3 rRNA genes (1 of these 3 running past the window's edge) are annotated in these 5000 nt (G+C 46.8%); all 3 read right to left on the minus strand.

Annotated features, from left to right (window positions below):
- Positions 1 to 532: ribosomal RNA gene (locus ACYH0O_RS22625) — 16S ribosomal RNA — on the minus strand (it extends 1020 nt beyond the left edge of the window).
- A 1089-nt stretch (positions 533 to 1621) separates the two neighbouring features.
- A 5S ribosomal RNA gene (gene rrf / locus ACYH0O_RS22630) occupies positions 1622 to 1738 on the minus strand.
- Between the two features lie 104 nt (positions 1739 to 1842).
- Positions 1843 to 4778 (minus strand): 23S ribosomal RNA (locus tag ACYH0O_RS22635).
- Positions 4779 to 5000: the final 222 nt, after the last annotated feature.

Here is a 5000-nt window from a genome sequence, read left to right on the forward strand (position 1 = left end):
CTGCTGGCACGTAGTTAGCCGTGGCTTTCTGGTTAGGTACCGTCAAGGTACCGCCCTATTCGAACGGTACTTGTTCTTCCCTAACAACAGAGTTTTACGATCCGAAAACCTTCATCACTCACGCGGCGTTGCTCCGTCAGACTTTCGTCCATTGCGGAAGATTCCCTACTGCTGCCTCCCGTAGGAGTCTGGGCCGTGTCTCAGTCCCAGTGTGGCCGATCACCCTCTCAGGTCGGCTACGCATCGTCGCCTTGGTGAGCCGTTACCTCACCAACTAGCTAATGCGCCGCGGGTCCATCTGTAAGTGATAGCTAAAAGCCACCTTTCAACATTTCCTCATGCGAGGAAATGAGTTATCCGGTATTAGCCCCGGTTTCCCGGAGTTATCCCAGTCTTACAGGCAGGTTACCCACGTGTTACTCACCCGTCCGCCGCTGATTGATGGGAGCAAGCTCCCATCAATCCGCTCGACTTGCATGTATTAGGCACGCCGCCAGCGTTCGTCCTGAGCCAGGATCAAACTCTCCGATAAAAGTTTGAATAGCTCTTTAAAAATAAATCTAGAATTAACGTTGACGTATTGTCTTGTTTTGTTCAGTTTTCAAGGTTCAATGTGTAAGTACTTCTCTCGAAGCGACCTTTACTATGTTACACGATCATTCATTTGATGTCAACAACTTTTTTGAAATAGTTTCGATCAAGTTTATCGTGTTTTTTTGTTTGTTGTCCGTTTGCGGCAACAAATAATACTTTACCAGTTAATTTCGCAGAAGTCAACTTCTTTTAAATGTTTTTTTACTTTTATATCTACTAAGTTATTAAACACTTAAACTAGCCTAAAAGACATATTAATTAACTTCCCTAACTTCCCTTATAAAAGGCGGAAGAGCAATAATATCACAAACATCTACTTAATTACAATACCTTTTTAATAATTTATAGATGTCTGAGTGTTCAGTTTAGAATACCTACACTATATATATACACATAGAAAAGAATCTTAAACATATCTGCTTGACTATGATTTCAGGTTACTTGAGTATCTCCGCGTTTAGATGAGGTATTCTGAATGGAAATATGACGCTGAGTTCCTGCAGGATGACTAAATATATTGAGAGGTAGGGAGAGTTCCAGACCTGAAGGTGGCCGAAATCAATTGCGACACTCTTAGGCAAAAGCTAATTTTAGATTTATTTTGATATTTATTTTAACTTTCTAATAGATTGATCGTTTATAGTAGAATCGGTGCGTGTTTTTATCATTCAAAATAGAACGATTTAGCCCTATTCAATGTGCGATTCGTAATAATCAGGACTACAATATAGATTGTGGCTCCAATTGTCAGAGCATTATAGGGTCCATAAAAATAATTGCGTCATTTTGTTTAAAAATTACGTATTTTTCCAAATGCATCCAAAAACATTGTCCGTATTTTAATCGTAATCTGTCTTCATTTCTGATTTTAATTGTACGATCAACCTTCAATAACATTTCTCCAACAAATAAAAACGCAAAAAAGCCGCCCTCTCTATCCTATAACCAATTTGTTCTTCGAACCAAGAATCCATTTACAAGTAAACACAAAAAAGAGTAACTCCAATGAGCTACTCTTTTTCAATTTGCCTGGCGACGTCCTACTCTCACAGGGGGAGATCCCCCAACTACCATCGGCGCTGAAGAGCTTAACTTCCGTGTTCGGCATGGGAACGGGTGTGACCTCTTCGCCATTGTCACCAGACGAATTATTCAATTGAAGGATTGTTCCTTCAAAACTAGATAAAGAATTGATGTCAAGAAAGCCGAATATCGACCCATTGTTGTTCATTTAATAAATGACTCTTTGTGGTTAAGTCCTCGATCGATTAGTATCAGTCAACTCCACATGTCGCCATGCTTCCATCTCTGACCTATCTACCTAGTCATCTTCTAGGGATCTTACTCACATACGTGATGGGAAATCTCATCTCGAGGGGGGCTTCATGCTTAGATGCTTTCAGCACTTATCCCTTCCGCACATAGCTACCCAGCGATGCCTTTGGCAAGACAACTGGTACACCAGCGGTGCGTCCATCCCGGTCCTCTCGTACTAAGGACAGCTCCTCTCAAATTTCCTGCGCCCACGACGGATAGGGACCGAACTGTCTCACGACGTTCTGAACCCAGCTCGCGTACCGCTTTAATGGGCGAACAGCCCAACCCTTGGGACCGACTACAGCCCCAGGATGCGATGAGCCGACATCGAGGTGCCAAACCTCCCCGTCGATGTGGACTCTTGGGGGAGATAAGCCTGTTATCCCCGGGGTAGCTTTTATCCGTTGAGCGATGGCCCTTCCATGCGGAACCACCGGATCACTAAGCCCGACTTTCGTCCCTGCTCGACTTGTAGGTCTCGCAGTCAAGCTCCCTTGTGCCTTTACACTCTGCGAATGATTTCCAACCATTCTGAGGGAACCTTTGGGCGCCTCCGTTACTCTTTAGGAGGCGACCGCCCCAGTCAAACTGCCCACCTGACACTGTCTCCCACCCCGATAAGGGGCGCGGGTTAGAATTTCAATACAGCCAGGGTAGTATCCCACCGATGCCTCCACCGAAGCTGGCGCTCCGGCTTCCAAGGCTCCTACCTATCCTGTACAAGCTGTACCAAAATTCAATATCAGGCTACAGTAAAGCTCCACGGGGTCTTTCCGTCCTGTCGCGGGTAACCTGCATCTTCACAGGTACTATAATTTCACCGAGTCTCTCGTTGAGACAGTGCCCAGATCGTTACGCCTTTCGTGCGGGTCGGAACTTACCCGACAAGGAATTTCGCTACCTTAGGACCGTTATAGTTACGGCCGCCGTTTACTGGGGCTTCGATTCGCACCTTCGCTTGCGCTAAGCACTCCTCTTAACCTTCCAGCACCGGGCAGGCGTCAGCCCCTATACTTCGCCTTACGGCTTCGCAGAGACCTGTGTTTTTGCTAAACAGTCGCCTGGGCCTATTCACTGCGGCTCTCTCGGGCTTGCACCCTACCAGAGCACCCCTTCTCCCGAAGTTACGGGGTCATTTTGCCGAGTTCCTTAACGAGAGTTCTCTCGCTCACCTTAGGATTCTCTCCTCGCCTACCTGTGTCGGTTTGCGGTACGGGCACCTTTTTCCTCGCTAGAGGCTTTTCTTGGCAGTGTGGAATCAGGAACTTCGCTACTATAATTCGCTCGCTATCACAGCTCAGCCTTCACGATGATGGGATTTGCCTCATCATCAGCCTAACTGCTTAGACGCACATATCCAGCAGTGCGCTTACCCTATCCTCCTGCGTCCCCCCATTGCTCAAACGGAAAAGAGGTGGTACAGGAATATCAACCTGTTGTCCATCGTCTACGCCTATCGGCCTCGACTTAGGTCCCGACTAACCCTGAGCGGACGAGCCTTCCTCAGGAAACCTTAGGCATTCGGTGGATGGGATTCTCACCCATCTTTCGCTACTCATACCGGCATTCTCACTTCTAAGCACTCCACCAGTCCTTACGGTCTAGCTTCGCAGTCCTTAGAACGCTCTCCTACCACTGACACCTAAAGGTGTCAATCCACAGCTTCGGTGATACGTTTAGCCCCGGTACATTTTCGGCGCAGAGTCACTCGACCAGTGAGCTATTACGCACTCTTTAAATGGTGGCTGCTTCTAAGCCAACATCCTGGTTGTCTAAGCAACTCCACATCCTTTTCCACTTAACGTATACTTTGGGACCTTAGCTGGTGGTCTGGGCTGTTTCCCTTTCGACTACGGATCTTATCACTCGCAGTCTGACTCCCATGGATAAGTCTTTGGCATTCGGAGTTTGTCTGAATTCGGTAACCCGATGAGGGCCCCTAGTCCAAACAGTGCTCTACCTCCAAGACTCTTACACATGAGGCTAGCCCTAAAGCTATTTCGGAGAGAACCAGCTATCTCCAAGTTCGATTGGAATTTCTCCGCTACCCACACCTCATCCCCGCACTTTTCAACGTGCGTGGGTTCGGACCTCCATTCAGTGTTACCTGAACTTCATCCTGGACATGGGTAGATCACCTGGTTTCGGGTCTACGACCACATACTCAATTCGCCCTATTCAGACTCGCTTTCGCTGCGGCTCCGTCTCATCGACTTAACCTTGCATGGGATCGTAACTCGCCGGTTCATTCTACAAAAGGCACGCCATCACCCGTTAACGGGCTCTGACTACTTGTAGGCACACGGTTTCAGGTTCTATTTCACTCCCCTTCCGGGGTGCTTTTCACCTTTCCCTCACGGTACTGGTTCACTATCGGTCACTAGGGAGTATTTAGCCTTGGGAGATGGTCCTCCCAGCTTCCGACGGGATTTCACGTGTCCCGCCGTACTCAGGATCCACTCAAGAGAGAATGAAGTTTCAACTACAGGGTTGTTACCTTCTTTGACGAGCCTTTCCAGACTTCTTCGTCTACTTCATTCCTTTGTAACTCCGTATAGAGTGTCCTACAACCCCAAGAGGCAAGCCTCTTGGTTTGGGCTACATCCCGTTTCGCTCGCCGCTACTCAGGGAATCGCAATTGCTTTCTCTTCCTCCAGGTACTTAGATGTTTCAGTTCCCTGGGTCTGCCTTCCATACTCTATGTATTCAAGTAAGGATATTGTTCCATTACGAACAATGGGTTCCCCCATTCGGAAATCTCTGGATCAAAGCTCACTTACAGCTCCCCAAAGCATATCGGTGTTAGTCCCGTCCTTCGTCGGCTCCTAGTGCCAAGGCATCCACCGTGCGCCCTTCATAACTTAACCGAATTGGTTGTTACATCAGGTTTAAAACCTAAAATGGCGATACTCGGTAATTTCTTGACTATCAATTTATCTTTATCTAGTTTTCAAAGAACAAACACATTTTGATCTCGTAAGAGACAAAAAGTTTTGATGGATGGTTATTTTGCTTTCGCAAAAAACCTTATTAAACCATCAAAACTGAACAAAACTTCGACGTGTCAAACGTTTAGTTAAATCTTCCTT

The organism is Rossellomorea sp. H136, from assembly GCF_056838065.1.